Origin of the sequence: Pseudomonas sp. NPDC087817, from assembly GCF_044742875.1 — a bacterium.
In the GTDB taxonomy this organism is placed as follows: Bacteria; Pseudomonadota; Gammaproteobacteria; order Pseudomonadales; family Pseudomonadaceae; genus Aquipseudomonas.
Genome location: NZ_JBIUVJ010000128.1, coordinates 1 through 5,144, shown reverse-complemented (window position 1 = coordinate 5,144; position 5,144 = coordinate 1). Strand labels below are relative to the sequence as shown.

General features: G+C 58.5%; 6 protein-coding genes. 1 reads left to right on the top strand and 5 read right to left on the bottom strand.

Annotation, left to right across the window (positions count from 1 at the left end; genetic code table 11):
* Positions 1-753 (top strand): inositol monophosphatase family protein (locus ACIONG_RS29760; protein WP_401304536.1); only part of this gene is annotated, 753 nt, incomplete at its 5' end.
* Positions 754-939: 186 nt separating this feature from the next.
* Here the strand turns inward: ACIONG_RS29760 and ACIONG_RS29755 are convergent.
* The 5 genes from ACIONG_RS29755 to ACIONG_RS29735 all read right to left on the bottom strand — a co-directional run.
* Positions 940-1,488 carry a glycine zipper 2TM domain-containing protein gene (locus ACIONG_RS29755; protein WP_053123539.1) on the bottom strand — a complete coding sequence of 183 codons (549 nt, stop codon included), beginning with the start codon at positions 1,486-1,488 and terminating at the stop codon, positions 940-942.
* 121 nt (positions 1,489-1,609) lie between these two features.
* Positions 1,610-2,524, bottom strand: a complete 915-nt coding sequence (gene secF / locus ACIONG_RS29750) for a protein translocase subunit SecF (RefSeq protein WP_103304535.1) — start codon at positions 2,522-2,524, stop codon at positions 1,610-1,612.
* A 9-nt stretch (positions 2,525-2,533) separates the two neighbouring features.
* Positions 2,534-4,402, bottom strand: a complete 1,869-nt coding sequence (gene secD, locus ACIONG_RS29745; RefSeq protein ID WP_401304533.1) for a protein translocase subunit SecD — start codon at positions 4,400-4,402, stop codon at positions 2,534-2,536.
* A 64-nt stretch (positions 4,403-4,466) separates the two neighbouring features.
* Entirely contained in the window at positions 4,467-4,805 is a 339-nt protein-coding gene (gene yajC / locus ACIONG_RS29740; RefSeq protein WP_003227923.1) for a preprotein translocase subunit YajC, read from the bottom strand.
* A gap of 43 nt (positions 4,806-4,848) precedes the next feature.
* The coding region (locus tag ACIONG_RS29735) for a tRNA-guanine transglycosylase (RefSeq protein ID WP_401304531.1) at positions 4,849-5,144 on the bottom strand (296 nt) is incomplete at its 5' end.

Below are 5,144 nucleotides of genomic sequence, written 5' to 3'. Positions count from 1 at the left end.
AGCGCGCGCCTGGAAACCATCAAGGTCGACGAACAAGACGCCAAGGATGACGTCTCCGAGGTCGATCGCGCCGCTGAACAGAAAATCATCGATGCCCTGCGCAAGGCTTACCCGAATCACTCGATCCAGGGTGAAGAAACCGGCCTGCACGCCGGCACCGGCATCGAAGGCGAAGAGTACCTGTGGATCATCGATCCGCTGGATGGCACCACCAACTTCCTGCGCGGCATTCCTCACTTCGCGGTCAGCATTGCCTGTAAATACCGTGGTCGCCTGGAGCACGCAGTGGTTCTGGACCCGGTTCGCCAGGAAGAATTCACCGCCAGCCGTGGTCGCGGCGCTCAACTGAACGGTCGTCGTCTGCGCGTCAGCGGTCGCACCAGCCTCGACGGCGCTCTGCTGGGTACTGGCTTCCCGTTCCGTGACGACCAGATGGACAACCTCGACAACTACCTGGGCATGTTCCGCGCCCTGGTTGGCCAGACTGCCGGCATCCGCCGCGCCGGTTCGGCGAGCCTGGACCTGGCCTACGTGGCTGCCGGTCGTTTCGACGCATTCTGGGAATCGGGCCTGTCCGAGTGGGACATGGCTGCAGGCGCCCTGCTGATTCAAGAAGCAGGCGGTCTGGTGAGCGACTTCACTGGCGGTCACGACTTCCTGGAAAAAGGCCACATCGTTGCCGGCAACACCAAATGCTTCAAGGCAGTCCTGACGGCGATCCAGCCGCACCTGCCGGCTTCGCTGAAGCGCTAAGCTTCCAGCGAAACAAAAAAAGCACCCTAGGGGTGCTTTTTTTATGCCTGGAATTCGATCTTCAGATCACCAAAATCTTCATGCTGGAGCGAGCCTGCTCGCTCCCACAAGAGATCCGGGTTTAGCCAGAAATTCCGGGCACAAAAAAGCACCCCGCAGGGTGCTTCTTGTTAAAACAGTCGGTCTTTACTGACCCGGCTCATTCTGCGACAAAATCAGCTTGCCTTCCTTGTCGACCGGAATCTGGTTGCCCGGATCGCGATCCATCCGCACTTTGCCTTCCTTGCCATCGAGCGAGTAACGCACGTCGTAACCGACGACCTTGTCGCTGATGTCATTGACCGTGTTGCAGCGGGTTTGCGTGGTGGTGTAGGTATCGCGGTTCTGCATGCCTTCTTGAACCTTGTTACCGGCATAGCCGCCACCGACCGCGCCAGCCACCGTGGCAATCTTCTTGCCGGTGCCGCCGCCAATCTGATTACCCAGCAAACCACCTGCCAGTGCACCGACCACCGTACCAGCGATCTGATGCTGATCTTTTACCGGTGCCTGACGAGTCACTGTCACGTCCTTGCACACTTCACGTGGAGTCTTTATCTGTGTCTTGACCGGTTCGACGGCCAACACTTGCGCATACTCAGGGCCGCTTTTAACCAGGCTGTAGGTGGCAACAGCACCCCCGGCAGTCACACCGACAGCACCCAATACCGCACCAACCAGCAACGACTTGTTCACATGAACCTCCTGACCATCACATGCGGGACGCGCCCGCGCTTCTCCCAGCCTTGGAGCATAAAAAAAGGCGCGAGTTCAACTCGCGCCTTTTTCACCTGACTGCCGGGAAAACGATGGCCGTTTATGGACGGTCGTCGACTTCCTTCTCGGTGTTGGCCGGAGGAATCAGATCCTCAGTGGTCAGGTTCAACCAGATCAGCACCACGTTGGCGATGTAGATCGACGAGTAGGTACCCGCCAGAACACCGATGAACAATGCGATCGAGAAACCGAACAGGTTGTCACCGCCGAAGAACAGCAGTGCCGCGATCGCCAGCAAGGTGGAGATCGACGTCGCCATGGTGCGCAGCAGGGTCTGGGTGGTCGAGATGTTGATGTTCTCGATCAGCGTTGCCTTGCGCAGCACACGGAAGTTCTCACGAACCCGGTCGAATACCACGATGGTATCGTTCAGCGAATAACCGATGATCGCCAACACCGCCGCCAGTACGGTCAGATCGAAAGTGATCTGGAAGTACGACAGGATACCGATGGTCACGATCACGTCGTGGATCAACGAAACAATGGCGCCGACCGCGAATTTCCACTGAAAGCGGAAAGCCAGGTAGATCAGGATACCGCCGAGCGCCAGCAGCATGCCGAGGCCGCCCTGATCGCGCAGCTCTTCACCGACCTGCGGACCGACGAACTCGACACGTTTAACGGTCGCCGGGTTGTCGCCGCCGACCTTCTGCAGCGCTTCTGCAACCTGATGGCCCAGTTGCGGGTCTTCACCCGGCATACGCACCAGCAAATCGGTGGTTGCACCGAAGTTCTGCACGATGGCTTCGTGATAACCGGAAGTGGTCAGTTGCTCGCGCACCTTGGTGACGTCAGCCGGACGCTCGTAGGTCAGCTCGATGAGCGTACCGCCGGTAAAGTCCAGACCCCAGTTCATGCCCTTGTGGAAGACGCTGAAAATAGCCAGCACCGTAAGAAACACTGTGACGCCGAACGCAAAGTTGCGAACGCCCATGAAGTTGATTGTACGTAACATGGCAGCCCCTTAAATCCACAACTTCTTGAAGTCACGTCCGCCAAAGATCAGGTTGACCATTGCGCGGGTCACCATGATGGCCGTGAACATCGAGGTAAAGATCCCGAGGGACATGGTCACTGCGAAACCTTTGACCGGGCCTGTGCCCATCGCAAAGAGAATGCCGCCGACCAACAAGGTAGTCAGGTTGGCGTCGAGAATCGCGGTGAATGCCCGGCCGAAGCCTTCGTTGATTGCACGCTGGATGGTCATGCCGGCGGCGATCTCTTCACGAATCCGCGAGAAGATCAGCACGTTGGCGTCGACCGCCATACCCATGGTCAGCACGATACCGGCGATACCCGGCAGGGTCAGCGTTGCACCCAGCAGCGACATCAAGGCCAGCAGCAGCACCATGTTCACCGCCAGTGCGACGGTGGCGATAACGCCGAAGAAGCGGTAGATGGCGATGATGAACAGCGACACGAACAGCATGCCCCACAGCGACGCATCGATACCTTTGGTGATGTTGTCAGCACCCAGGCTCGGGCCGATTGTGCGCTCTTCAGCGAAGTACATCGGCGCCGCCAGACCACCGGCACGCAGCAGCAGTGCCAGTTCGGACGATTCGCCCTGGCCGTTCAGTCCAGTGATGCGGAACTGAGCACCCAGTGGCGACTGAATGGTCGCCAGACTGATGATCTTCTTCTCTTCTTTGAACGTCTGAACAGCAACGTCTTTCTCGACGCCATCAACCACTTGCTTGGTGTAAGTGGTGATCGGACGCTGCTCGATGAAGATCACCGCCATGCTGCGACCAACGTTGGAGCGGGTTGCGCGGCTCATCAGCTCGCCACCGTGGCCATCCAGACGGATGTTCACTTCAGGCGTGCCGTGCTCGCCGAAACCGGCCTTGGCGTCGGTCACTTGGTCACCGGTGATGATCAGGCCACGCTCGATCTGCGCAGGAGGACGCTTGCCTTCACGGAACTCGAAGGTTTCGGAAGTGGCTTTCGAAGCGCCCGGCTCTGCCGCCAGACGGAACTCAAGGTTGGCCGTCTTGCCGAGAATACGCTTGGCTTCGGCAGTGTCCTGCACGCCCGGCAGCTCAACCACGATGCGGTTGGCGCCCTGACGCTGAACGATCGGTTCGGCAACACCCAGCTCGTTGACGCGGTTACGTACCGTGGTCAAGTTCTGCTTGATGGAGTATTCACGGATTTCCGCCAGCTTGGCCGGGGTCATCGCCAGACGCAGCACCGGTTGACCGTTGAGGTCGGCCGGAACAATGTCGAAATCGTTGAAGTTCTTGCGGATCAGCGCACGGGCCTGTTCGCGGGAGTCAGCATCGCTGAAGCCCAACTGAATGGCACCGCCCAGTTGCGGCAGGCTGCGATAGCGCAGCTTCTCTTTGCGCAGCAGGCTCTTGACGTCGCCTTCGTAGACTTTCAGGCGTGCATCGAGGGCTTTGTCCATGTCCACTTCGAGCAGGAAGTGCACACCACCGGACAAGTCCAGACCCAGCTTCATCGGGTGCGCGCCCAGATTGCGCAGCCATTGCGGGGTGGTTTGTGCCAGGTTCAGCGCGACGACGTAGTCATCACCCAACGCCTTGCGCACAACGTCTTTGGCCGGCAGCTGGTCTTCAGCCTTGGTCAGACGGATCAGACCGCCCTTGCCGTTGGCCGCCAGAGTGGCTGCCTTGACGTTGATCCCGGACTCCTTGAGCGCAGTGCTCACACGATCCAGATCAGCCTGATTGACTTGCAGCGCAGTGCTTGCACCGCTGACCTGAATGGCCGGGTCATCGGGGTATAGATTGGGAGCGGAATAAATCAGACCGATCGCCAGCACCGCCAGGATCAGAATGTATTTCCACAGAGGATATTTGTTCAGCATCACGCCGCCCGTTATGACGCGGGGCGCCTTGCGCGCCCCGTCGATTGAGTAGAAGTTGTTACCTTTAGATCGCTTTCAGCGTGCCTTTTGGCAGCGTGGCGGCGATGGCGCCTTTCTGGAACTTCATTTCCACGGTGTCGGAAACTTCCAGAACCACGAAGTCATCGGCCACTTTGGTGATCTTGCCGGCGATGCCGCCGGTGGTGACCACTTCGTCGCCCTTCGCAAGGCTGCTCAGCAGGTTCTTCTGCTCTTTGGCGCGCTTGGCCTGTGGACGCCAGATCATCAGGTAGAAGATGACCAGGAAGCCGACCAGGAAAATCCACTCGAAACCGCCGCCCATTGGGCCGGCAGCAGCCGGTGCAGCCGCGTCGGCCATGGCGTTAGAGATAAAAAAGCTCATTTAGCACTCCAGTTGCAAATGTTGAATCTTGGGGTCAGAAAACTCAGTCCAAAGGCGGAACGGGGAGCCCGCGTTTGGCGTAGAAGGCATCGACAAAGGCGGCCAATGTACCCTGTTGAATAGCCTCGCGCAAACCAGCCATGAGCACCTGATAATGGCGCAAGTTATGGATGGTATTGAGCATGCTTCCCAGCATTTCGCCGCACTTGTCCAGGTGATGCAGATAAGCGCGGGAGAAGTTCTGGCAGGTATAGCAATCGCAGGTCGGATCGAGCGGCGAATCATCATGGCGATGGAACGCGTTACGGATCTTCAGCACGCCGGTATCAATGACCTGAT

What these genes read in the sequence shown, in the direction of transcription:
- secF (WP_103304535.1), bottom strand. Translation starts at nt 2,524, where the DNA reads ATGTTACGTACAATCAACTTCATGGGCGTTCGCAACTTTGCGTTCGGC.
- secD (WP_401304533.1), bottom strand. Translation starts at nt 4,402, where the DNA reads ATGCTGAACAAATATCCTCTGTGGAAATACATTCTGATCCTGGCGGTG.
- yajC (WP_003227923.1), bottom strand. Translation starts at nt 4,805, where the DNA reads ATGAGCTTTTTTATCTCTAACGCCATGGCCGACGCGGCTGCACCGGCT.